The sequence below is a fragment of the Streptomyces camponoticapitis genome (genome assembly GCF_014646115.1).
GTDB classification, from domain to species: domain Bacteria; phylum Actinomycetota; class Actinomycetes; order Streptomycetales; family Streptomycetaceae; genus Streptomyces; species Streptomyces camponoticapitis.
Genome location: NZ_BMMV01000010.1, coordinates 21149 through 43806, shown reverse-complemented (window position 1 = coordinate 43806; position 22658 = coordinate 21149). Strand labels below are relative to the sequence as shown.

Annotated in this window: 19 protein-coding genes, 1 tRNA gene and 1 pseudogene; 14 read left to right on the top strand and 7 right to left on the bottom strand. The window is 71.3% G+C overall.

Annotation, left to right across the window (positions count from 1 at the left end; all coding sequences use genetic code 11):
• The first annotated feature begins 114 nt into the window (after positions 1-114).
• The 9 genes from IEY79_RS17170 (at position 115) to IEY79_RS17130 (ending at position 11494) form a co-directional block, all read left to right on the top strand.
• Positions 115-2229, top strand: a complete 2115-nt coding sequence (locus tag IEY79_RS17170; protein ID WP_189108373.1) for an amylo-alpha-1,6-glucosidase — start codon at positions 115-117, stop codon at positions 2227-2229.
• A gap of 45 nt (positions 2230-2274) precedes the next feature.
• Complete coding sequence (locus tag IEY79_RS17165) at positions 2275-3255, top strand: acetylxylan esterase (RefSeq protein WP_189108372.1); 981 nt, start codon at positions 2275-2277, stop codon at positions 3253-3255.
• A 355-nt stretch (positions 3256-3610) separates the two neighbouring features.
• On the top strand, positions 3611-4204 hold the full coding sequence (locus tag IEY79_RS17160; RefSeq protein ID WP_189108371.1) for a helix-turn-helix domain-containing protein: 594 nt from the start codon (positions 3611-3613) through the stop codon (positions 4202-4204).
• 165 nt (positions 4205-4369) lie between these two features.
• Positions 4370-5608 carry an NAD(P)/FAD-dependent oxidoreductase gene (locus IEY79_RS17155; RefSeq protein ID WP_189108370.1) on the top strand — a complete coding sequence of 413 codons (1239 nt, stop codon included), beginning with the start codon at positions 4370-4372 and terminating at the stop codon, positions 5606-5608.
• Positions 5605-5937 carry a (2Fe-2S)-binding protein gene (locus IEY79_RS17150; protein ID WP_189108369.1) on the top strand — a complete coding sequence of 111 codons (333 nt, stop codon included), beginning with the start codon at positions 5605-5607 and terminating at the stop codon, positions 5935-5937. Before IEY79_RS17155 ends, IEY79_RS17150 begins: the two co-directional genes overlap by 4 nt.
• Entirely contained in the window at positions 5934-7442 is a 1509-nt protein-coding gene (locus tag IEY79_RS17145) for an NAD(P)/FAD-dependent oxidoreductase (RefSeq protein ID WP_189108368.1), read from the top strand. Before IEY79_RS17150 ends, IEY79_RS17145 begins: the two co-directional genes overlap by 4 nt.
• Positions 7439-8440 carry a dihydrodipicolinate synthase family protein gene (locus IEY79_RS17140; RefSeq protein ID WP_189108367.1) on the top strand — a complete coding sequence of 334 codons (1002 nt, stop codon included), beginning with the start codon at positions 7439-7441 and terminating at the stop codon, positions 8438-8440. Before IEY79_RS17145 ends, IEY79_RS17140 begins: the two co-directional genes overlap by 4 nt.
• A complete protein-coding gene (locus IEY79_RS17135) occupies positions 8440-9441 on the top strand; it encodes a proline racemase family protein (RefSeq protein ID WP_189108366.1) in 1002 nt (333 codons plus the stop codon). Before IEY79_RS17140 ends, IEY79_RS17135 begins: the two co-directional genes overlap by 1 nt.
• A gap of 13 nt (positions 9442-9454) precedes the next feature.
• Positions 9455-11494, top strand: coding sequence for a metallopeptidase domain-containing protein (locus IEY79_RS17130; RefSeq protein WP_189108365.1), 2040 nt, complete (start codon positions 9455-9457; stop codon positions 11492-11494).
• A 116-nt stretch (positions 11495-11610) separates the two neighbouring features.
• Here IEY79_RS17130 and IEY79_RS17125 read toward each other — a convergent pair whose 3' ends face one another.
• Positions 11611-12510, bottom strand: a complete 900-nt coding sequence (locus IEY79_RS17125; protein WP_229700924.1) for a hypothetical protein — start codon at positions 12508-12510, stop codon at positions 11611-11613.
• A gap of 162 nt (positions 12511-12672) precedes the next feature.
• Positions 12673-13380: a MerR family transcriptional regulator gene (locus IEY79_RS17120; RefSeq protein WP_189108363.1), complete on the bottom strand. Its 708-nt coding sequence runs from the start codon at positions 13378-13380 to the stop codon at positions 12673-12675.
• 104 nt (positions 13381-13484) lie between these two features.
• Here IEY79_RS17120 and IEY79_RS17115 point away from each other — a divergent pair, with 104 nt between their 5' ends.
• Positions 13485-14720, top strand: a complete 1236-nt coding sequence (locus IEY79_RS17115; protein WP_189108362.1) for an erythromycin esterase family protein — start codon at positions 13485-13487, stop codon at positions 14718-14720.
• Here IEY79_RS17115 and IEY79_RS17110 read toward each other — a convergent pair.
• From IEY79_RS17110 to IEY79_RS17100, 3 genes are all read right to left on the bottom strand, one after another.
• On the bottom strand, positions 14710-15675 hold the full coding sequence (locus IEY79_RS17110) for an MBL fold metallo-hydrolase (protein ID WP_189108361.1): 966 nt from the start codon (positions 15673-15675) through the stop codon (positions 14710-14712). The two genes, IEY79_RS17115 and IEY79_RS17110, sit on opposite strands and share 11 nt — an antisense overlap.
• Before the next feature lie 172 nt (positions 15676-15847).
• Positions 15848-16495 carry an RraA family protein gene (locus tag IEY79_RS17105; protein ID WP_189108360.1) on the bottom strand — a complete coding sequence of 216 codons (648 nt, stop codon included), beginning with the start codon at positions 16493-16495 and terminating at the stop codon, positions 15848-15850.
• A gap of 14 nt (positions 16496-16509) precedes the next feature.
• Positions 16510-17493 (bottom strand): DUF5996 family protein, encoded by a 984-nt coding sequence (locus IEY79_RS17100; protein WP_189108359.1) that lies wholly within the window; start codon positions 17491-17493, stop codon positions 16510-16512.
• 373 nt (positions 17494-17866) lie between these two features.
• Between IEY79_RS17100 and IEY79_RS17095 the strand changes: the two genes are divergently transcribed.
• Both IEY79_RS17095 and IEY79_RS17090 read left to right on the top strand, forming a co-directional pair.
• A complete protein-coding gene (locus IEY79_RS17095; protein WP_189108358.1) occupies positions 17867-18610 on the top strand; it encodes a flavodoxin family protein in 744 nt (247 codons plus the stop codon).
• A 379-nt stretch (positions 18611-18989) separates the two neighbouring features.
• On the top strand, positions 18990-19943 hold the full coding sequence (locus IEY79_RS17090; RefSeq protein ID WP_189108357.1) for an SLAC1 family transporter: 954 nt from the start codon (positions 18990-18992) through the stop codon (positions 19941-19943).
• Between the two features lie 144 nt (positions 19944-20087).
• Here IEY79_RS17090 and IEY79_RS17085 read toward each other — a convergent pair.
• A tRNA-Pro gene (locus IEY79_RS17085) sits at positions 20088-20161 on the bottom strand.
• Positions 20162-20309: 148 nt separating this feature from the next.
• Here IEY79_RS17085 and IEY79_RS17080 point away from each other — a divergent pair.
• Entirely contained in the window at positions 20310-21017 is a 708-nt protein-coding gene (locus tag IEY79_RS17080) for a thiamine pyrophosphate-binding protein (RefSeq protein WP_189108356.1), read from the top strand.
• Between the two features lie 45 nt (positions 21018-21062).
• Positions 21063-21968, top strand: a complete 906-nt coding sequence (locus tag IEY79_RS17075; RefSeq protein ID WP_189108355.1) for a transketolase family protein — start codon at positions 21063-21065, stop codon at positions 21966-21968.
• Positions 21969-22028: 60 nt separating this feature from the next.
• Here the strand turns inward: IEY79_RS17075 and IEY79_RS17070 are convergent.
• Positions 22029-22394, bottom strand: a pseudogene (locus tag IEY79_RS17070) (DUF5959 family protein); the annotation flags it as partial.
• Positions 22395-22658 lie beyond the last annotated feature (264 nt).

Genomic DNA, 22658 nt, shown 5'->3' with positions numbered 1-22658 from the left:
CCGCTCGAAATGCGGCGCCGCATCTGCAATGGATCGATAAAACTCTTTCCCACGGCAGGTTGGCAAGGGTTAAGGTGATTTTAGATCGATCCAAATCACGAGAGGCGCCACACAGTGAACACGGTCGTCCAGGGAAACCCCGCCGGTCACCATCCCCCCGGGGACGTCGTCACCGAGGGCCTGCAGCCCTTCCTGCACGACGTCTGCACGACGCTCTACGCGCCCAGCCTGGTGCTGTCCCGCCCGGCCGGCGACATCGCGGGCGGGGCCGACGGGTTCTTCCACGGCGACCGCCGGCTCCTCTCCGGCCTCTCCGTCCGGGCCGAGGGAGTGCCGGTCCTCCCTGTGAGCAACACCCTCGCCTCCGCCGACAGGACGGCCTTCCGCTCCGTCCTGCGCGGCATCGGCGAGCACACCGCCGATCCGGCCGTCACGCTGCACCGTGTGCGCTCGGTCGAACCGGGCGTGCTGCGCGAGGAGTTGGAGATCGCGAACGCGGGCGTGAAGGAGATACGGCTGGAGGTCGTGGTCGGCGCCGCCAGCGACCTGGTCAGCATGAACGACGTCAAGTCCGGCCGCCGCTCGGACCCGCTGCCCGCCGATGCCGAGGACGGCGCGCTCGTGTGGCGCAGGGACGGGATCGGTGTCCGGCTGCGCGCCTCCTCCGGCTCCCCCCGGATCGACGCGGCCGCGGGGGAGTTCCGGTTCGAGGTGGCACTGGCGCCGCGCGAGTCGTGGCGTACGACTCTGGAGTGCACCGTCAGCGATGACGAACCCCTCCGCTTCCCGGCCGTGGCGCGCGACGCCGTGCCGTGGTCGCCCACCGGGCTGCGCAGCGCCGATCACCGCATGGACCAGTTCTTCGCCCGGTCCGTCGGCGATCTGGAGCGGCTGCTGCTGTCCGATCCCGAACACCCGGAGGACCAGTTCCTGGCCGCGGGGTCGCCCTGGTTCCTGACCCTGTTCGGCCGTGACTCGCTGTGGGCGGCACGCATGCTGCTGCCGCTCGGCAGCGACCTGGCGGCGGGCACCCTCCGCACTCTTGCCCGCCGCCAGGGCACCACCACCGACGCGCGCACCGACGAGCAGCCCGGCAAGATCCTGCACGAGGTGCGCCGCGAGAGCCGTCTGCTCAACGAGGGCGCGTCCCTGCCTCCGGTGTACTACGGCACGGTCGACGCCACCCCGCTCTGGGTGATCCTGCTGCACGACGCCTGGCGCTGGGGCATGGACCCCGAGCAGGTGCGCGACCTCCTGCCGCACGCCGAGGCGGCCCTGGAGTGGCTGGCGGCGTACGGCGACGCGGACGGCGACGGCCTGCTGGAGTACATCGACGTCTCGGGCCTCGGGCTCGCCAACCAGGGCTGGAAGGACTCGGGCGACGCCATCCGCTGGCGCGACGGCCGGCTCGCCGAGGCCCCGATCGCGCTGTGCGAGGTCCAGGCGTACGGCTACGAGGCGGCCATGGGCGGCGCGGCGCTGCTGCGCGCGTTCGGCCGGCCCGGTGCGGAGCGCTGGGAGGAGTGGGCGGGCAGGCTCAAGCGCCGCTTCCGGGAGAGCTTCTGGGTCGAGGACGAGACGGGCCGCTATCCGGCCGTGGCACTGGACGCCGCCAAACGCCCGGTGGACTCGGTCACTTCGGGCTTCGGGCATCTGCTGGGCACCGGCCTCCTGGACGAGGAGGAGAGCGCGCTGCTGGCGGCCCGGCTGGCCGGGCCCGAACTCAACTCGGGTTTCGGACTGCGTACGTTGAGCACGGAATCCACCGGTTTCAACCCCTTCGGCTATCACATCGGGTCGATCTGGCCGCACGACACCGCCATCGCGGTGCACGGCCTGGTCCGGGCGGGCTTCCCGGCGGAGGCCGCGTCGCTCGCCGACGGTCTGGTCGCCGCGTCCACGGCGTTCGAGGGCCGGCTGCCCGAGCTGTTCGCCGGCCACGGCTCGGCCGCCGACAGCGTGCCCGCCCCGTATCCGGCGTCGTGCCGTCCGCAGGCCTGGTCGGCGGCGTCCGCGGTCGCCCTGCTCCAGGCCGCGCTCGGGCTGGAGGCCGATGTGCCCGGAGGCACGCTGCGCGTCTCGCCCGGCGCCGCCGGGAGCATGGGTCCGCTGACTCTGACCGGTCTGCGGGTGGCGGGCGCGCCCCTGGCCGTACGGGTCGACGCGACGGGTCAGGTCCGGGTGGAGGCTCCGGACACGCTGACCGTGCACGGCGCCGACCGCGCCTGAAGCCGTTCCGCGGCTCCCCGCGCCGCCACGACAAGGAACCCCGCCATGCCGCTGATGGACCTGCCCCTGGAGGAGCTGCGCGGCTACCTCCCCGACCGGGAGGAGCCGTCGGACTTCGACGCCTTCTGGGCCGGGACGCTCACCGAGGCGCGGGGCCACGACCGACCTCCCGTCTTCACGCCGTACGACGCCTGTCTGACCGAGGTGGACGTGTACGACGTGAGCTTCCCGGGCTTCGGCGGCGACCTGGTGGCCGGCTGGCTGCTGGTGCCCGCGTCCGCCACCGGGCCGCTGCCGTGCGTGGTGGGTTTCCTCGGTTACGGCGGCGGGCGCGGCTTTCCGTACGAGTGGCTGACCTGGCCGTCCGCCGGATACGCGCATCTGCTGATGGACACCCGCGGCCAGGGCGGCTCCCTCCAGCCGGGCGCGACGGGCGACCCGCACGGCAGCGGCGGCGCGTCGTCCCCGGGCATGGTCACCCGGGGCATCGAGAATCCGGCGGACTACTACTACCGGCGGGTGTTCACCGACGCGGTGCGGGCCGTCGACGCCGCCCGCGCGCATCCGTCGGTCGACCCGGCGCGGATCGTCATCGCGGGCGGCAGCCAGGGCGGCGGCATCGCGCTGGCCGCGTCGGCGCTGACCGACGGGGTGAGCGCCGCCCTGGTCAACCAGCCCTCGCTGTGCCACTACCGGCGCGCGCTCCAGATGGTGGAGGGCAACGCGTACCGGGAGATCTGGACGTATCTGCGTACCCACCGGGAGTCGGCCGAGCGGGTGTTCACGACGCTGTCCTATTTCGACGGGGTCAACTTCGCGGCGCGCGCGGGCGCCCCCGCGCTGTTCTCGGCGGCTCTGATGGACGACATCTGCCCGCCGTCGACGGTGTTCGCGGCCTACAACCACTGGTCGGGACCGAAGGACATCCGCGTCTGGCCGTGGAACCGCCACGAGGGCGGCGGCCACTTCCAGGATCGGGAGCAACTGCGCTTCCTGCGCACGCTGCCGGGGCTCGGCCGCGGCTGAGCCGGGCCCGCGGAGGCTCCACACACCGGCGCCACGCGGAAACGCGAACGGTGCCGCGCGCCGCGAGTGACCTCCGAAGGCCCGGTCCTGACACACGATCAGTCCAAGGTCCGACCCCGCCCCCGCTCGCTGCTTCCGAGGGGGTGCGTGAGGTTGCGCCCGGCCGGTGCGCTGAGGCGCCGTCACGCGGTGCGGTGGTGAATCCCCGGTCACCACCGCGCGGGGACGGGTCGGCGGTTGTCGATACGATGCCCGTCCCCGACGCGCACAGCACTTCGTTCGTGATACCGAACACCGTATCGCCGCGCGCCGCCTACTGAAGCGAACAGACCTGACGGTCGAAGGAGACCCCGCGATGTCCCCCAGCAGTCCGGTCCGCAGCGCTCTCGCCGCCAATCTCCGCCGGGAGAGGAGCCGTCGGGGCCTGTCACTCTCCGAGCTGTCCCGGCTGTCCAAGATCGGCAAGGCGACCCTGTCGCAGCTGGAGTCGGCCACCGGGAATCCGACCATCGAGACGGTCTTCAGCCTCTCCCGCGCCTTGGAGGTGCCCATCTCCGATCTGCTGGACACCGGGCACGCGGAGGCGGTGACCGTGGTGCGTGCCGCCGATGTGGACGTGCTGAGCGGGGAGGGCGTGGACCTGCGTCCGCTGCGGCGGATCGAGGCGGGCGGAGTCATCGTGGAGGTGTACGACCAGCAGGTACGCGCCGATGCGCAGCAGCCGTCGCTCGGACACGCGGGCACCGAGCACACGGTGGTGCAGAGCGGCACGCTGAGCGTCGAGGTGGACGGCCACCAGGTCGAACTGGGGCCCGGCGACTACGTGTCGTTCGACGCCTCCCTGCCGCACCGCTACGCGGCGAACGACGGGCCCGTGCGTTCGGTACTGCTGCTGCACTACCGGTCGGGCGGCAGCGCCCGGAACGAGGAGCCGAGCATGCCCCACTGAGGGCGCACCGGCTCGCGCGCGGAAGACGTCGCGTGCGCGACCGGGCGGGGCGGGCGGGACGGACCCGCGCGAGACCGGCCGACGTTCCGTCCGTGGATGCCGTTGACACCTCCGGTACGCCGCCATAGCCTCAGCTTCGTTCGTTATGCAGAACGCGGAGGTCTGGTGGACCGAACACGAGTCGTCATCATCGGCGCCGGCATCATCGGCGCCGCGTGCGCCCGCGAACTCGCGCTCGCAGGTTTCGACGTCCTCGTACTGGACCGCGCCGGGGCCGCCGCCGCGACCACCTCGCACGGCGAGGGAAACATCCTGGTCTCCGACAAGGGCCCCGGTCCGGAACTCGAACTCGCCCAGTTGTCGCGGCGGTTGTGGCCCGAGGTGCTGGCCGCCCTCACCGAGCGGACCTCCCCGGAGGAGGTCGACGCGGTCGAGTGGGACCCCAAGGGCGGCATCGTCGTGGCGACCACCGCCGGGGGCGCCGAGGCGCTGCTGCCGTTCGCGGCGGCCCAGCGCGCGGCGGGGGTACGGGCCGAAGCCATGGACTCCGACGCCCTGACCTCGGCCGAGCCGTTCCTCACCGAGCGGCGTACGGCCGCCGTCCACTATCCCGACGACGCACAGGTCCAGCCGGCCGGCGCGGCCACCGCCCTCCTCGCCGACGCACTGCGGGCCGGGGCCCGACTGCGTACCGGCCGCGAGGTGCTCGGTGGAGTGACGCGCGGCAGCCGGCTCACGGCGGTGCGCACGGCGGACGGGCAGGTGGAGGCCGACGTGTTCGTCAACGCCGCCGGGCCCTGGTCGGGCGAGGTCGCCCGGCGGCTCGGTGTGCCGCTGGACATCCGCCCGCGTCGCGGCGAGGTCCTGGTGACCACTCCCCTGCCGCCGACGGTCTTCCACAAGGTCTATGACGCCGACTACGTGGGCGCGGTGGGCAGCGGCGCTGGCGATCTCCAGACGTCCGCCGTGGTGGAGTCCACCCGGGCGGGCACCGTCCTCCTCGGGTCGTCGAGGCGGCGCGTCGGCTTCGACGACCGGACGCGCCCGGAGGTGCTGTCGGCGATCGCGGCCAAGGCGCTCAAGCTCTTCCCGTCACTGGCGGGCGTGCATGTGATGCGGGCGTACGGGGGCTTCCGCCCGTACGTCCCCGATCATCTGCCGGTCATCGGCGCCGACCCGCGACTGCCCGGCCTCTGGCACGCGACCGGGCACGAAGGGGCGGGTATCGGGCTGTCGGTCGGTACCGCGCGGCTCGTACGCGAGCTCCTGACGGGCACCGCGCCGGCGATCGACGCGAGTCCGTTCCGGGTCGACCGCCCGGCGGTGCTCGGCGGTCCGCCGACCGTCACCGAGGCTCCGAACTCCCCGCCCCACACCGCCCCCACCACCGAGGAGGGACCATGAGCCCACGTCTCGTACCCGCCGCGTCCGACCCGGCCGGCCGCCGGGAGCGGCCGCTCACCATCACGGTGGACGGTGAACCCCTCACCGGAATCGCCGGCCAGACCGTCGCCGGAGTGCTGCTGGCCGCCGGCCGGCCCGCCTGGCGCCGGGCGCCGTCGGGAGCGCCGCGCGGTGTCTTCTGCGGTATCGGTGTCTGCTTCGACTGCCTGGTGACGGTGAACGACGAGCGCGACGTACGGGCCTGCCGCCGCCGCGCCAGGGACGGCGACGCGGTCACCACGCAGTCGCGGGCCCAGGGCGACGAGCGGGACGGGCGGCGAGCGCGGTGACGGGCCGTCATGTCGTCGTGGTGGGCGCCGGACCCGCCGGTCTCGCCGCCGCCGACGCGGCGCTGGCGGCGGGTGCGGAAGTGACGTTGATCGACTCGGCCGAACGGCCCGGCGGCCAGTACCATCGCATGCTGCCCGAGGCGTACGAGGCGACCGACCCCGGAGCCCTTCAGCACGGCTACCGCTCCTTCGACCGGCGCAGCCGCCGGGTGCTCGGGCATCCGCGCTGTTCCTGGTGGGCGGAGAGCTCCGTATGGGCTCTGGAGCGCCGTGACTCCGCCGACGACGGGCCTCCGCTGGTGCATGTCCTGCGGGGTACGCCCCGGCGCCGCCATGTGCTGGAGCCCGACGCCCTGGTGCTCGCCGTGGGCGCCCACGACCGGGTGCTTCCCTTCCCCGGCTGGGACCTGCCCGGTGTGTACACGGCGGGCGCGGCCCAGGCGCTGGCCAAGGGAGAGCGCGTGGTCGTCGGGGACCGGGTGGTGGTCGCCGGCACGGGGCCGTTCCTGCTGCCGGTGGCGACGTCACTGCTGGAGGCCGGATCGCGGGTGCTCGCCGTGGTTGAGGCGGCCGGACCGGCGGCTGTCGCGCGCGGCTGGCTGCGCCGCCCGTGGGAACTCACCTCGCAGCTCGGCAAGTCCGGCGAACTCCTCTCGTACACGGCGCGGTTGGGGCGCCACAGGGTCCCCTACCGGATGGGCCGGGCGGTCGTCGAGGCCCGGGGGGACGGCCGGGTGGAGGAGATCGTCACCGCCCGGGTGCGGGCGGACTGGTCGGTGGTGCCCGGCAGCGAACACGTCACCGCCGTCGACGCGTTGTGCGTCGGTCACGGGTTCACCCCACAGCTGGAACTGCCGGTCGCCGCCGGGTGCGACCTGCGCCCGGCAGCGGGCGGGTCCGCCGCCGGATCGCCCGCCGACGTGTTCGTGTCCGTGGACGACGACCAGCGTACGAGCCGGCCGGGCGTGTACGCGGCGGGCGAGATCACCGGTGTCGCCGGCGCCCCGGCCGCGCGCGCCGAGGGTGCCGTGGCCGGCTGGATCGCCGCGGGCGGCGACCGGGGCGCGCGGGCGCTTGTCACCCTGGGCCGGAGCCGCGACCAGGGCAGGGCGTTCGCCGCCCGGCTGGCGCTCGCGCACCCCGTCGGCCGTGCCTGGCCCGGCTGGCTGCGGCCCGACACCGTGATCTGCCGCTGCGAGGAGACGACCTACGCGGCGGTGTGCCGGTCGGCCGCCGATCCCACCCGTACCGAGCCCCAGGTGGCGAAGCTGGCGACGCGGGCCGGCCTGGGACCGTGCCAGGCACGTGTCTGCGGCCCGACCGTCGCCGAACTGCGCCGCAGTACCGACCAGGGCGCCGGCCCGCACCACCGTCCCGTCGCCGAGCCGATCAGGCTCGGTGAACTGGCCCGCCCGCCGGAGCCCCCGCCGGGCCGGGCCACCCCGGCCACTCCGGCCACCCCGTCCACGCCCACCGACTCCCCCGCGGAGGAGAGCACTTCATGAGCACCACCACGAACGAGCCGAAGCAGCCGACCAGGCCCAACCCGCTGACCGGGGTCGTCGTCGCGACCGCGCTGCCCTACCGGCAGGACACCTCCGCCCCGGCCGGCCTGGCCGTCGACTACGACACGTACGCCGAGCACTGCCGCTGGCTCGTCGACAACGGCTGCGACGGGGTCGGCCCCAATGGGTCGCTGGGCGAGTACTCGTCGCTGACCGACGAGGAACGCCGCACCGTCGCCCGTACGGCCGTCGAGGCGGTACGCGGACGAGGCAAGGTCGTCGTCGGCGTGCACGGGCCGGGTTCGCACCAGGCCGTGCGGTGGGCGGAGGCCGCCGCCGAGGACGGCGCCGACGGGGTGCTCTGTCTGCCGCCGACCATGTACCGCGCCAACGCGGGCGAGGTGGTGGCGCACTTCGAGGCCGTGGCCGCCGTCGGACTGCCGGTCATGGTCTACAACAACCCCGTCGACACGAAGGTCGACCTGACGCCCGACCTGCTCGCGGAGATCGCCCAGATCGACAACGTCCTCGCGGTCAAGGAGTTCTCCGGCGATGTGCGGCGCGTGCTGGAGATCAAGGAGAAGGCGCCCGGTCTCGACGTGATCAGCGGCGCCGACGACGTGGCGCTGGAGAGCATGCTGATGGGGGCGACCGGTTGGTTCGCCGGCTTCCCCAACGTCTTCCCCGCCGAGTCCGCGCGGCTGTTCCAACTCGCCACGGCGGGCAGGCTGGAGGAGGCCCGCGCGCTCTACCGGCCGCTGGTCGCGGCGTTCCGGTGGGACTCCCGGACCGAGTTCGTCCAGGCGATCAAGCTCGGTATGGAGATGGTCGGCCGTTACGGCGGCCCCTGCCGCCCGCCGCGCGGCCCGCTGATCCCCGCCCACCGGGAGCTGATCACCGCCGAGATGCGGCAGGCGATCGACTTCCTCGCGACGGAGGCGGCGGCGTCCGCGGAGGCCGGGGACGCCGCCACGGACACCGTGCGGCAGGCGGTCTGATGCGCAGCGTGCGGACGATCAGCGCGGTCGACTCCCACACGGAGGGCATGCCGACGCGCGTGGTCACCGGTGGGGTGGCGCCCGTCCCCGGCGACACGATGGCCGAGCGCCGCCGCCACGCCATGGAGCATCTGGACCCACTGCGCCGCTTCCTGGTCGACGAGCCTCGCGGGCATCCGGCGATGAGCGGCGCGATCCTGCAACCGCCGACCCGTCCGGACGCGGACTGGGGCGTCCTGTACATCGAGGTCAGCGGCTTCCTGCCGATGTGCGGACACGGGACGATCGGGGTGGCGACCGTACTGGTCGAGACCGGGATGGTGACGGTCACCGAACCCGAGACCCTCGTACGTCTCGACACCCCGGCCGGGCTCGTGGAGGCCCGCGTGACGGTGCGCGACGGGGTGGCCGAGAAGGTCACACTGCGCAATGTCGACGCCTTCGCGCTGGAGCTCGACGCGAAGGTGACGGTGCCGGGTCTCGGCGAGGTCCGGTACGACATGGCGTACGGGGGCAACTTCTACGCCGTGGTGGACCTGGCGTCCCTCGGGCTGCCCTTCGACCGGGCACGCAAGGACGACATCCTGGCGGCGGGGCTGGCGATCTCGGGAGCCGTCGACGCGCACAATCCGCCGGTGCATCCGGCGGACCCGATGATCCGCGGCTGCAAGCATGTGCAGTTCCTGGCGCCCGGCTCGGACGCGCGGCACTCCCGTAACGCCATGGCCATCCAGCCCGGCTGGTTCGACCGGTCTCCGTGCGGCACCGGCACGTGCGCCCGGATGGCGCAGCTCCATGCCCGGGGAGAGCTGGCACTGGACACGGAGTTCATCAACGAGTCCTTCATCGGGACCCGGTTCACCGGGCGGCTGGTGGGGACGAGCGAGGTCGCGGGGGTACCGGCGGTGGTGCCGGAGTTCTCCGGCCGCGCGTGGATCACCGGAACGGCCAACTATCTGCTGGATCCCGCGGATCCGTTCCCGAACGGCTTCGTTCTCTGAGGAGAGGGTTCTCATGCGCTCAGCCCGCAAACGTTCACGGCTGGTGGTGGCGGTCGCTCTGTCGGCCGCCCTGCTCGCCGCCGGCGCCGGGGCGGGTGCCGCGACCACGGCGCCCGGCTCCGCCTCCGCCGCGGCGGCCGGCACCGGTAAGGAGAAGCGCGGCGATCCGTTCGCCCCCGTCGACCCGTCCACCTGGCAGGACCAGCAGGACATGACCTGGAGCGACTACCGGGCCGTGCCCGGTACGGACTGGGCCGATCCGAAGCGGCAGCCGACCGAGAAGAAGCTGAAGATCGCCGTACTGGCCGTCGACTTCCCCGATCAGCCCTTCGTGATGACGCTGCCCAAGGGCAGCGACGTGTTCAAGAACCCCCAGATCGATCCGGTGTCGCGCGCCGAAGTCCCCCAGTTCTACGCGGACTTCTGGAACAAGCCGAGCAAGCTCAACCACGGGCACACCGTCAACGAGTACTGGATGGAACAGACCGACGGCCGGATCGGCGTCGAGTTCGTCCCCTTCTCGCCCTACCGCGCCCCGCGCGCGTCCTACGAGTACGGCATCAACGACATCGGCCAGGAGGGCGAGGGGTGCCCTTCCGAACACACCTGTGACGGCTCGATCGAGGACGACATCGACCCGATGTGGCTCGACGACGTCGGCGAGGCCGAGTCCAAGACGTACGACCGGGTGTTCCGTCTCTACGCCGGCTACGACGAGACCTCCGTCTGGCAGGAGTTCGGCGAGATGATGTTCCAGAACAAGGAGGACATCCCCGACGAGTGGGGACCGCCCGACCCGTCGCTGCCGAACTGGGTCCGGGGCCGCTACACGGAGTGGACCTCGTGGAAGGCCGGCTCCCAGCTCTGGGGCAACTCCGGTATCCGCCAGGGCGAGAGCTCGGGGACGATCACCCACGAGATCACCCACACGTTCGACATCGGCGACAACGCCAACAACCCGTATGTGCGGCCGTACCACCGCTCGGGCACCGGCCCCTTCGACGGCATGGACCGCGGCTCGTTCAACGGACCCGGCGGCCCGCACAACCGCTGGCAGGTGCCGGCGACGCAGGGTGCGTCGATGCCCGCCGGCCATACGCTGCGTACGAGGATGAAGCTCGGCTTCATCGACGACGAGCAGGTCCTCGAACTCGACCCCGAGGCGCTCAAGGCCTCGGGCCCGGCGGTGTTCGAGGTCCGCGCCCGTACCGCCGCCGTGCGCAAGGACGCGCTCCAGGGGGTCCGTATCTCTCTGGGCAAGGACCGCACACCGGCGTGCGACGTCGCGACGGACCCGATGTGCGCGGGTCCGGGCTTCACGGACTACACCATCGAGACGGTCCAGCGCATCGGCACCGACTCCTTCACCCCCGACAACGGGGTGATGCTGACCAGGAACAAGCCCTACGACAACGAGAACAACAGCTGCGGATATCTCTGCTTCAGCTGGATGGTCGACGCCAATCCGCAGGACATCGGCATGGTCGACTACACGAAGCCGGACGGCACGCCCGTGATGCGGTCCATCGGCGACTACCGCCAGCTCAACGACGGCCTGTTCCACGCCGGGACCAACTCGGGGAGCGAGTACGAGTACGTCGACAGCGCCAACAGGCTGCACTTCTACGTCATCGACAAGCGGCTGAACCGGAAGGGCGAGCTGTCCTATGTCATCGCCGTACGGTCGCTCGACGGGTCGGGGCCGCAGAAGCGGGGTGTGGCGCTGGGCCACGGCAGCCCCGAGGGGAAGCCGGACGGCAAGGGGACGACGTGCCGCTTCGACCTCACCAACACCGGGCGCGGCGCGAGCGGTTCGGCGGCGCGGCACCAGAAGTCGGACGTCTACCGGCTGACGGCGCGGGTCGACGGCAAGAACTGGCGGGTGGCGCTGCCCAACCGGCTGGCGACGGCGGAGGCCGGCCGTTCGACGGAGGTGAAGGTCGCGGTGGCGGCGGGCCACGGCGCCGCACGGACGGGGAAGGTGTCGCTGACGGCCCGTTCGGAGAGCGATCCGTCGCGGACGGCGACGGCCACGTGCGGCATCCGTCGCTGAGTCGCGGCTCTCGGCCGACGCGGTGGTGAACCCGCGGCTGAGTCGCGGCTGACGCGCCGGACGGCCGGGCCTGGCGGGCCCGGACCGTCCGGCGCTTCCGTCTGTCTGACGGTGCGTCAGCGGCCGCAGTACGGCATGGCCCGCACGTATCCGCCGCGGTTCTCGTCGTCCGTGCCGAGGAGTGCCTCGGTGGAGCCGGGCAGACACTCCACGCCCTCGATCTTGTACTCGGGGAACGTCCCCAGGACGGCCGGGGACGCATCGAGCGTGACCCTTACCCGCCCGGCCGCCGACACGGTGACCCGGCCCATGTCGCTCACCGCGGAGTCGAACGGTCCGTCGTCACCGGCGTCCGCGGCCGAACTCGCGATGATCCGGCCCGAGTCGGTCACCGAGATGTCGGAGATATGGCGGGCCACGCTGTCGCTCGGGTACGCCGTCCGGTAGGCCCGGTGCGTCACGCCGCCGAACTGCGGCTGCCCCCACGAGGCGAACGCGAGCGGCGCCGCGTACAGCGTGGCCGGACGGTCCGCCCCCGCTCCACGGTCCGCCCAGAGAGCGGCGATTCTCCCGTTCTGCGACACGAGCGCGAAGCTCTCGAAGTCGTCGCCCTCGCCGATCGCCGGCAGCGGCGTGTAGTCGACGACGGTCGCCGTGGAGTCGGTGACCTTCAGGCGGTACACGATGCCGCGGGCGGCGAGCGCCAGATACTCCCCGGGCAGACCAGGAACGGCTTCGACGGCCTCCAGGTCTACGGGTTCGGCCCCGTCCCAGGTGATCGGGGAGACGCTGTCGGAGCCGTCCCGGTGGGTGATCCGGGACAGGCGCGCCTGCCCGCCGCGCTTGTTGTCGTGCACGACCAGGACGCGCACCCCGTCTCCGGTACGGCCTTCGTACGCGATGCCGCTGACACCGCTCCGGGCGTCGCCGCCCGTCCTACGCCACTCGTCGGCCGCACCGGCCGGGGCGGTGCCGAGCATCGTCAGCAGCGCGGTCGCCGCGCCGAGCCGCGCCATGCGCCGCAACATCGGGAGTTTCACTGGGGTCGCTCGCCTTCCCTCGCCGAGAGGCGCGTGATCACGCGCCGGGCGACAGGTTATTGATCTTGGTGAGCGGGGCCCAACGACGCTTACGCCGTTCGGGGGGCGCGAAAACCAACGGCTGGGAGCGCGGTGGCGTCAGCCGTTCTCCCCGTGCCGGTCCCGCTCGTGCAGATAGTCGCCGGTCTCGGCGGACGCGTGGAGCATGGCCAGGGCGCGGGTGTGCAGCCGGTGGCGGCGTTCCGCGATGGCGGACGCGGCCGACGCGGGGGTCGTGACGTCGCGCAGTTCACCCAGGATCGGCGCGATCTGGGCGAGTACGTACCCGCTGCGGCGCAGTTGGTGGACGATATGGGCGTCCCGGACGTCACCGGGCGCGTACGTCCGGTACCCGGTGGCGGGATCCCGTCGAGGCTGGAGCAGGCCGGCCCGTTCCCACCGCCGCAGCGTCGCGGGCCGGAGGCCGAGCCGGTGGGCGAGGGCGCCGACCGTGGCGGCGCGGTGCGCCGGGCGCTCGTCCGGGGACTGGGTCAACTCCGTCAGCGCCAGCTCGATCGAGTCCAGCGTCCGCCGGTCGGAGAGCAGTTCGGCGTGGCTGCGGTCGATGACGGTGAGCGCCTCCTCGGCGCGGCCGGTGTTGAGCAGCGCCATGATCGAGCGGGCCGCGGCGTGACCGTGGGCCGGGATGAGGGCGACAAAGGTCCGCAGGGCGGCGACGTGCAGGCTCGTGTAGTCGCGGTAGCCGGAGGCGGTGCGCCCGGCGGCGGGCAGGATGCCGGCCGCTTCGTAGTTACGGATGGCCTGACCGGACAGCCCGTGCGGCCGAGCCAGGTCCACGGGCCGCATACGGTTCCCCTCCAGGTGTGGCCATCGTTTGAGGGTTGTGGACCGCCATCCCCGGCACTTGGCGTACAACCTTCAATCGAAACGTCAAAGATACCATCGAAGCCATGGCACTTGACGAATCGATATACGCGGCAGTCGCGCAACTCCTGAAGGCACGGACGCGGTGGCCGCGACTGCTGGCTCTGGGCGAGCCGTTCCACGGCGAGGAGACCTTCCCGCGACTGCGCAACGACCTGCTGCGGGGGCTGGTCGACCACCAGGGGTGCCGCTGTGTGGCCCTGGAGTCGGACTGTCTCGCGGGGCGCCTGGTCGACCGTCACGTCCTCCTCGGCGACGGGGACCTCGACCGGGTGATGACCGACGGCATCAGCCACGGGTTCGGGGCCGCGCCGGGGAACCGCGCGATGGTGGAATGGCTCGGCGAGCACAACGGCACCTGCCCTCCGGCCGACCGGGTGCGTTTCGCCGGGGTCGACGCGCCGATGGAGCACAGCGGGGCGCGGAGCCCGCGCGAGCCCCTGCGCATGCTGCACACCTTCCTCGCGGCCAACTGCGAGCCCGTGCCGCACCGGTGGAGCCGGATCGACGCCCTGATCGGCGACGAGGACAGATGGACCAACCCCGAGGTGATCATGGACCCCTCGAAGGCCGTCGGAGATTCGCCCGAGGCCCACGAGCTGCGGGTGATCACCGACGACCTCGGCTGGCTGCTCACGTCGCTGACACCCCAGGTCGCCGGGGGCTGCTCCCCGGAGGCGCTGCGCGAGGCCGAACTCGGCGCCCGCACCGCCGCCGGCCTGCTCGCCTACCACGCCGTCCTGGCCCGCACCGATCCGAACGAGCGGCTGGAGCGCGGTCTTGGAGTTCGCGACGCGATGATGGCGGCCAATCTGCGCGCTCTCGCCACCCGCGAACACGGCAACGGCCCCGTCCTGGTCTTCGCCCAGAACGAGCACCTGCGGCGGAATCCGGCGCGCATGCGGATCGGCCCGCTGGAGGTCCCCTGGGTCCCGGCCGGCGCCCACCTCGCCCGCACGTACGGTCCGCAGTACGCGGTCATCGCCACGGCGGTCGGCTCCGCGCCCCACGCGGGCATCGACGAACCACCGGCCGACACCCTGGAAGGGCTGCTGGCCTCGACCACGTCGACGCCCCGTCTGGTCTCCCAAGGCGAACTGACCGAGCTGGCAACCGAATCCCCCGGCCTGACGACGCGCACCACCGACAATCCCGGCTACTTCCCGCTCTCCCCGACCACGCTCACCGACTTCGACGCGGTCCTGTTCCTGCCACACATACCCCCGCCCACCACGGGGCGCGCAACACCACTCACAGGGTGACCGCGGTGCCCACCGTGTTGGGGATGAACGCGTCACCGAACCGTTCGGCCATCGCGTGCTGGGCCCGCCACCCGGTGCAGTGGGCGGGAATGAGGACGGACGGCGTCATCTCCCCCAGATCCGCGAGCACTTGGGGAATGAGACGCTCGAACGCCCTCCCGTTGAGGTGCATTCCACCCACCACCGCGTGCAACGGGCGGTCGTACGTGAGGCGTCGCGCGTAACGGCAGATGTTCACCACACCCGCGTGGCCGCACCCGGTCAGGACCATCAGCCCCTTGTCCCGGACATCGATGATCAGCGCCTGGTCGTCGAGGACGAGCGGGTCGGGCTCCCACTTCCCGCCCAGCCACGCCTGCTGCGGCGGGAAGCCGGGCTCGTACCCGGTGGTCCGGGGCACTTCGCCGGTGACCAGGACGGATCCCTCGAAGAGGAAGCTCGGCTGCTGCTCCTCGATCACCGTGAATCCGGCGCCTTCGAGGGCCCGTTGGCTCGTCGTGGGAAGTTCCATGGGTTCGACACCGGGCAGGGCCATCCGGCGGCTGCGCCAGAAGTGCGGGTGTATCAGCACCGGCAGGTTGACCCGGCCGCCCAGGGCGCGGATCAGCCCGTCGAGCCCGGTGGTGTGGTCGAAGTGCCCGTGACTGCAGATGATCGCCTCGATGGAGGTGGGATCGATCCGCAGGCGGCGCATGTTCTCCACGACCCCGTCGGGGCTGGTGCCGGCATCGAAGAGGAACCGGTGCTCATGGCCGTTCTTGACCACGGTGACGAGGGCGGAGAATCCGTGCTCGGCCACCAGAGCGTCGGGTACGGACTCCTCCGTCATGGTGGACGCGGGAATCCTGGTGGTCGGTGGCAGCCGCCGTGCGGGACCTCGGTCGGCCATGATCAGGTCGGTGACATTGTCCATCAGCGTGGTGACGGTCACCGAGTCGACCGGCTCCAGGGGCATAGGGGTACGCGGCTCGAAATCGTGCAGGACCCGAGGCGCGTGATCGCTGGGTACACCACCCGTACACATACGTACTATTTTATCCGCAAACGCGAATCCTCGCGGTCGGCGAGGGAAGGGCCCGCTCAGCCCGTCCGCGGACACAGCGCCCGAAGCTCCCTGATCAGCGGGGTCAGGGCTCCGGGGCGGACGTCCCGTCCTCCGCCGCGATCTCCTGCGCGAAGCCGGCGTCCTCGGCCTCGACCTTCAGGGCTTCGTCCACGACCCGTTCCAGGCTTCCGTTCGGGATCACGACCGCTCCGCTGGCGTCCGCGTACAGGTAGTCCCCGGGGAACACGCTGACACCACCGACCTCCACGGCGACGTTGGCCGCGAACGGCATCGCGGTCCCGCCGCCCGCCATCGTCGCCTCTCCTGCGCACCAGGTCGCGAACCCGTAGTCGGCCAACTGGTCGAAGTCCCGCAGACGGCCGTCCGTCAGGACCCCCGCCGCGCCCGTGTTCTCCAGCCGGGAGAGCTTCGTACCACCGCCGTGGGAGGCATCGGGGTAGCCCCCGCTGGACAGCACCAGCACCGTGCCCGCCGCGCGGCCGACCATCGCCTGGGTGAAGAGGTCCCCGAAGTCGGCGTGCGGCACGTCGTCCCGGTAGGGGAGATAGGCCACCGTGGCGACGGGGCCGAACAGTCTGCGTGGCGCGGGGCTGACGAGGCTGAGGATGTGCGCGCGGTGCCCGTGAGTACGGCCCATGGCGTCGACGAGCGAGGCGCACGCCACACGGTCGAGCACGTCGTCGCTCAGCGGCCCCGGTTCGTGGGTCATCGTGGCTTCCCTCCTCATCCCCCGGCCGGCCGACGGACGTCCCGCCGGGCGCGGCCCTGTTCGGTCGCCCACCGCTGGGGATCCAGCTCCAGGGCCGCCCTGTCCCAGTCCCCGCGCTCCGCCGCGGCCTCGTACGTGCTGTGCAGGAAGGCCGCCAGAGTCCGGTCGGGGTCGTCGGAGCGCCGCACCGCCTCGTACGGCAGCAGGAATTCGTGCTCCTCGTGGCTGTAGTACGCCTCCGGCGGGCTCACCGGCGTATCGGAATAGCCGAGGGGCTCCGGATAGGCGTACGAATAGAACGCCCCCTCCTCGCCACCCCCGGGCCAGAATCCGCAGCTGCTCAGCTCACCTGAGTACCCCTCGACCATCACCCAGTCTCCGCAGTTGGGTGCGCCCCCGGGGTGGGTCGGCGCCGTGCGGCCCGAGTACCTGGTGCAGGCGAGATCCATCGCACCCCAGAAGAAATGCACAGGGCTCACTTTTCCGCCGAAATAGGAGCGGAAATCCGTGAATCCTCGATGCGCTTGCAGCAATTGCAGCCAGAAGCGGTGGACCGGGCTCGGATCGTAGACGCGGTGTTCGAAGTCCTCGGTGAAATTGACGGCCACCTCGACCTCATTGGGATGATTCTGGATCGCGCTGGTCACCCCGATCTCGCGCAGGCTGTCCATGACCCGGTCGTAGAACTCCGCCACCGGCATGGACCGGAGGGCGAATTCACGCTGACCACCGCTGCTCTCGCGCATCAGCAGCCTGTGGTCGACGAAGTCGAATTCAATGTCGAACATTCCCCGCCCATAAGGAATTCCCGATGTGGAGAGACCGCGCGGCGTGGGATACAGCGCGACCGCCCACCAGTGATTGATGAGAGGGGTGTGGGCCAGCCGTACCTTTCCGACGATCTGCATCCACATATGCAGGGTGTCACGCGTCTCGGCCCATTCGTCCAGGCGAAGCCGCGGCCATCCCAGCTGCTTCTCTACATCGGTAGGTGTCATTGTTCCGCCTCCCAGAGGCCCCCCGCCGGGTCGAGGAATCACGTCGCAGTCGGGCGCGACCGTCCGGGGCGTCCACGGTCTCGGTGCGACGCCCGTAAACCCCCTGCAACCCATGTAACGCCGTGCGTACCAGGCACTGCAATTCGGGACGAATCCACGGCGGCGGACACGACGGGCGAGAAGCCCCCCGGTCCGCGCGCTTCGACGAGGGCGCCCAGCCCCTCGTCAAAGCGGAAACGTGACCCACAGAAGTGAATATGGACGCGCGAGGGGCGTTGCGCTTCCTCGAACGGTGACCCGTGGGAGACGCTGCGCCGAGACCGGCCCGCCCCGCCCATCGGCCGGCTCAGGAGTCTCGTCCGAGGAGCCCATCATGGGAGCGCCGCCGTCCACCGCCGACCAGACCGACGACGCGTACCGCTTCGACGATCTGACCGCGATGTACGTCAACTGCACACTCAAACCCTCTCCGGAGCAGAGCAACACCCAGGGGCTGATCGACAGGAGCCGCGCGATCATGGAGGCGCGCGGCGTCGCCACGGACGTGCTCCGGGCGGTCGACCACGACATCGCGACGGGCATCTACCCCGACATGACGGAGCACGGCTTCGCCACCGACGACTGGCCCGCGCTGTACGAGCGGGTGATGGCGGCGGACATCCTGGTGCTCGCGGGGCCGATCTGGCTCGGCGACAACAGCTCGGTGACGAAGCGGGTGATCGAACGCCTCTACGGCTGTTCGAGTCTGCTCAACGACCAGGGCCAGTACGCGTATTACGGCCGCGTCGGCGGCTGCATCATCACCGGCAACGAGGACGGCGTGAAGCACTGCGCGATGAACGTCCTCTACAGCCTGCAGCACCTCGGCTACACCGTCCCGCCCCAGGCGGACTCGGGCTGGATCGGCGCGGTGGGGCCGGGCCCGTCGTATCTGGACCCCGGGTCGGGCGGCCCCGAGAACGACTTCACCAACCGCAACACCGCCTTCATGACCTGGAACCTGATGCACGTCGCGGCCATGCTCAAACGCTCCGGCGGCATTCCCGCGTACGGCAACCAGCGCGCCGAGTGGGACGCCGGCTGCGGCGGCGGCTACCCCAACCCCGACTACCGCTGAGCGGCCGCTCCCGCACCGTGTTCGGATGCCGGCGGGAACCTGACGCCGGTCAGTTCCTCCGAGATCGCCCACAGCCGGCGCCGCGCCGGGACGTCGCAGGACCCCGCGCTCGACCGGACAGCCTTCGGGTAGCCCTTGGCCTGCTGGAATCCTCGCGGGCCGTAGTACTCCTTCTCTGGACACCCGGGTCCGTCGCCGCGCGCAGGAAAGGCAGCGCCCCCATGGCGGGCGACTGGAGGACGACCGGCGGCCCTGAACCACTCCGGACGCCCTCGCGCGTCACAGGAGCCCGGTGACGCCGCCGTGTCAGTACGGCCTTTTGCTCCCCGAAGCGACGAACATCTCCCTCAACGGTCATTTGGCCATAAGGAGGTCGTTCATGGGTAAAGAGAAGATTCCGCTCAATATCTTCAGCATCCCCTTCGGTCTGGCCGGTCTCGCCGGCTGCTGGGTCACGGCGTCGGAGCAGAACCACGTCCCCGTCTGGGTCGGCAACATGATCCTGATCATCACCGCGATCGTCTGGCTGCTCGCGGTGGCGGCCTATCTGCGCTACGCACTGTCCGGCCCGGGACGCCTCATGGCCGATCTGACGGACAACATCGCCGGGCCCTTCGCGTCTCTCGCCGTGATCACGCCCATGCTCCTGGCAGCCCAGGGACTGTTCCCCTACGCGCCGACGGCGGGGAAGGTACTGGTGGACATCTTCGTCGTCCTGACCGTCGTGCTGGGCGGCTGGTTCACCGGACAGTGGATCTACGGGCCGCTCGACATCGACAGACTGCACCCCGGTTACTTCCTCCCCACCGTCGCCGGCGGGCTCGTCGCCGCCGAGGCGACGGCGAGGGTGGGCCAGTTCCGAGTCGCCGAGGCACTGCTGGGGCTCGGCGTGCTCTGCTGGTTCGTACTCGGTTCGATGATCATGGGGAGGCTGTTCTTCCGCCCCGCGCTGCCTCCCGCCCTGCTGCCGACGGTGGCCATCGAGATGGCGCCTCCCACCGTCGGGAGCATCGCCTACTTCGCCATCAACGGCGACCGGGTGGACTCGATCGCGGCGTTCCTGGCGGGCTACGCGGTCCTGATGGTCCTCGCCCAGGTGAGACTGCTGCCCGCCTATCTGCGTCTCCCCTTCGGCCCCGGCACCTGGGCCTTCGCCTTCTCCTCCGCCGCCGTCGTCACCACCGCGCTGCACTGGAACGGACTGCAACGTCCCGGCGGCTACACCGCTTACGCGTTCATCCTCCTGGCCGCGATCAGCGCGTTCATCGCCTGGGTCGCCGCCCGCACGATCCAGGAACTGATGCGCAATCAGTTCCTGCCGCACACCCCCTGACCGGACGACCGAGGGCTCCGAACGCGCGTCGGCCGCCCCACCTCGGTCACCGCTGGACCGGCTCGTCCCCGGCCGGTCCCCAAGAAATACCGAAAGGCGGTACCGGATTCCTCCGATACCGCCTGCGACCTGCGGAAACACAAGTCGGGACGACAGGATTTGAACCTGCGACCCCTTGACCCCCAGTCAAGTGCGCTACCAAGCTGCGCCACGTCCCGGTGCCCGCCTGACCTGGGGTTTCCCCCGGCCGAACGCGCATGAGAACAATACCGCACTCCGACCGGTGGTCACGAACCGCTTTTTCCGTTCTGCGACGTCGGCCGGTCGCTTGACCTCAAGTTAAGTTGACGTTGCACGGTGGTCCCCATGACGACCTCACCATCAACGATGGCAGCGACGCACGGCTACCAGGACCTCGACCGGCTGCTGGGACACATGACCGGCGACGAGAAGCACGGACCGGCCGCGACCTCCACCCTCGACGCGATCTGGGTGCTCTACGACCGCGTACTGAACGTCTCCCCCGCGACCGCCGACGACCCGGCACGCGACCGTTTCCTCCTGCCGAAGGGGCACGGGCCGATGGCGTACTACGCCGTCCTCGCCGCCAAGGGCTTCTTCCCGGAGTCGCTGCTCGCCGACTTCGGCTCGTACGACTCACCGCTCGGCCACCACCCCGACCGGACGCTCGTGCCGGGTGCCGAGATCAGCAGCGGATCGCTCGGGCACGGCCTGCCGCTCGCCGTCGGAAGCGCGCTCGGGCTCCGGGCGCGGGGGCTCACCGACTCCAAGGTCTGGGTGCTCATCGGGGACGCCGAGCTGGACGAGGGCAGTAACCACGAGGCCATCGCCTACGCGGGCCCCACGGGTCTCGAACAGCTGCACACGCTCGTGATCGACAACTCCTCGGCCACGCACGGCTGGCCCGGCGGGATCGCCTCCCGGTTCACGGCGGCCGGCTGGTCGGCCGCGACCGTCGACGGGCGGGACCACGAGGCGCTGTACGAGGCGTTCACCGCGCCCCATCCCGGTCGGGCCAGGGCGGTCGTCGCCCGCGTCGAGCCATCGTACTGACCACTGACCACGGGCTACCGACCAAGGACCACTCGGAGGTTTCTGATGGACACCATGCGTGAGCGCTTCGCCTCGACCGCGTCGCGGCTGCTGGACGAGGACCCGCGGCTCGCGGTCGTACTCGCCGTGATCGGCCGCGACGGCTTCCGCGAGGCGGAACGCCGACACCCGCACCGGGTGATCGACGTGGGGATCCGCGAACAACTGCTCGTCGGCGCGGGCGGCGGGCTCGCACTCGCCGGAATGCGGCCGATCGTCCACACATTCGCGAGCTTCCTCGTGGAACGCCCCTTCGAACAGGTGAAGCTGGACTTCGGGCACCAGGGCGTGGGCGGCGTGCTCGTGAGCGCCGGGGCGTCCTACGACTCGCCGTCCGCCGGCTTCACCCATATGTCGCCGGGCGACGTGGCACTGCTCGACACGCTCGACGGCTGGACGGTGCATGTGCCGGGGCACCCGGACGAGGCCGAGGCCCTGCTGCGGCGGTCGGCGAAGGGCGACGACCGGGTGTACGTACGGCTGTCGCTGCAGACCAACGAGCGGCCACTGCCGGTCACCGGGACCGGCTTCCTGACCGTACGGGAGGGGAGGCACGGTGCGGTGGTCGCCGTCGGGCCGATGCTGGACAACGTCCTCGCCGCGACGGAGGGGCTCGACACGACGGTGCTGTACGCGACCACGGTCCGCCCCTTCGACGGCTCGGCACTGCGCCGGGCAGTCGGGGACACGGGGGCCGCGGAGGCGGTGATCGTGGAGCCGTATCTCGCGGGAACGTCGACGGCGGCGGCCACCGAGGCGCTGGCCGACGTGCCGCACCGGGTGCTCGGGCTGGGCGTGGGACGGAACGAACTGCGCAAGTACGGTGAGCTGTCCGACCACTTGGCGGCCCACGGCCTCGATGCCCGGTCCCTACGGGAGCGCGTCTCCGGCTTTCTGACGGGGAGTGTGTGACGGGACGCGAGTGAGGGACGGGTACGGGAGTCGCCCGGGCGCGAGCGGCAAGCTGTCCCACTACGCCGACAGCGTCGGAACCCAGTGCGCCCGCACCTGATGCAGACGCCGCCGGTGGTCCGCGATCCAGTCGTCCGGCGGGACCACCGGCACGCGCACCGTGACCATGGAGACCGTCTCGTCCTCCACGACCACCTCCGGGCAGTCGCGCTCACCGCGGAGCTGGATGGAGATCGACGGGCCCCTGTCCATCTCCATCCAGCCGGCGTCCTCCCCGGCGTCGAGCCTCTCCAGCGCGTCGCCCCAGCTCTTCAGCTTCGAGGCCGACAGCTCCAGGCGGACCCGGCCGGACACGAAGGGCGTCCTGACGACGATTTCGGCGTCCAGGCCCGCCGCCCATCCACCGTCCCGGCCAAGCACGTTGACGGTGCACTGTTCCCCTCGTCATCGGCGAGGAGCAGGAGCTCACGGGGAGCGGTATCAGCCATGGGCACCCTTTCAACGACGAGTCAGCATCGGGTCGACGTTCGCACCCCCGCATACCCCCCCACCGCACCCCAAAGCGACCGACCGGACGGAAGGACTCCGGTATACCCAACTCCTATACCACAGTGGGCGCTTCCGACCCATTGACCCCCTGGAAGCGGGGAACTTACGCTGTGCGGCGTACTAAAGAAAGCGCTTTCTTCC

Bases quoted from the DNA above. Each gene is read 5' to 3' on its own strand.
- IEY79_RS17165 (WP_189108372.1), top strand. From the start codon at position 2,275: ATGCCGCTGATGGACCTGCCCCTGGAGGAGCTGCGCGGCTACCTCCCC.
- IEY79_RS17160 (WP_189108371.1), top strand. From the start codon at position 3,611: ATGTCCCCCAGCAGTCCGGTCCGCAGCGCTCTCGCCGCCAATCTCCGC.
- IEY79_RS17150 (WP_189108369.1), top strand. From the start codon at position 5,605: ATGAGCCCACGTCTCGTACCCGCCGCGTCCGACCCGGCCGGCCGCCGG.
- IEY79_RS17140 (WP_189108367.1), top strand. From the start codon at position 7,439: ATGAGCACCACCACGAACGAGCCGAAGCAGCCGACCAGGCCCAACCCG.
- IEY79_RS17135 (WP_189108366.1), top strand. From the start codon at position 8,440: ATGCGCAGCGTGCGGACGATCAGCGCGGTCGACTCCCACACGGAGGGC.
- IEY79_RS17130 (WP_189108365.1), top strand. From the start codon at position 9,455: ATGCGCTCAGCCCGCAAACGTTCACGGCTGGTGGTGGCGGTCGCTCTG.
- IEY79_RS17125 (WP_229700924.1), bottom strand. From the start codon at position 12,510: ATGGCGCGGCTCGGCGCGGCGACCGCGCTGCTGACGATGCTCGGCACC.
- IEY79_RS17120 (WP_189108363.1), bottom strand. From the start codon at position 13,380: ATGCGGCCCGTGGACCTGGCTCGGCCGCACGGGCTGTCCGGTCAGGCC.
- IEY79_RS17115 (WP_189108362.1), top strand. From the start codon at position 13,485: ATGGCACTTGACGAATCGATATACGCGGCAGTCGCGCAACTCCTGAAG.
- IEY79_RS17110 (WP_189108361.1), bottom strand. From the start codon at position 15,675: ATGCCCCTGGAGCCGGTCGACTCGGTGACCGTCACCACGCTGATGGAC.
- IEY79_RS17105 (WP_189108360.1), bottom strand. From the start codon at position 16,495: ATGACCCACGAACCGGGGCCGCTGAGCGACGACGTGCTCGACCGTGTG.
- IEY79_RS17100 (WP_189108359.1), bottom strand. From the start codon at position 17,493: ATGACACCTACCGATGTAGAGAAGCAGCTGGGATGGCCGCGGCTTCGC.
- IEY79_RS17095 (WP_189108358.1), top strand. From the start codon at position 17,867: ATGGGAGCGCCGCCGTCCACCGCCGACCAGACCGACGACGCGTACCGC.
- IEY79_RS17090 (WP_189108357.1), top strand. From the start codon at position 18,990: ATGGGTAAAGAGAAGATTCCGCTCAATATCTTCAGCATCCCCTTCGGT.
- IEY79_RS17080 (WP_189108356.1), top strand. From the start codon at position 20,310: ATGACGACCTCACCATCAACGATGGCAGCGACGCACGGCTACCAGGAC.
- IEY79_RS17075 (WP_189108355.1), top strand. From the start codon at position 21,063: ATGGACACCATGCGTGAGCGCTTCGCCTCGACCGCGTCGCGGCTGCTG.